This window comes from Rhizobium sp. SVR5-9E (assembly GCF_056755095.1).
The window spans coordinates 1-237 of sequence record NZ_JBNDHS010000725.1 but is presented as its reverse complement, the minus strand read 5'-3'; the positions used below and the strand labels follow the sequence as shown (position 1 = coordinate 237).

Annotated in this window: 1 pseudogene; it reads right to left on the bottom strand. The window is 59.9% G+C overall.

Going from position 1 to position 237, the window contains the following annotated elements:
- Positions 1-237: pseudogene (locus ACPYOJ_RS36735) on the bottom strand (hypothetical protein); the annotation flags it as partial.

The window sequence follows — 237 nt, the reverse complement described above, 5'->3', positions numbered from 1 at the left end:
ATCCAAGCGCAGCGAAGCAAGTGCGATGTCGTCGAAGGCGTCAAGCAGGTCGCCCGGACGCTGCAGCGCCCAATCCTGACGCTGCATAAGAACATCGGAGACTGCTCCGATCGTATCCGACCAAAGCTCGTCGCGATTATTTCCGGTTTGACGGATGCAGCGCAGAACGAAGACCAGATGTCCGTCGCCATATCGCCCCCGGATTTCCTGCATGGTCCCGCGAGCATGGCTCTGGGC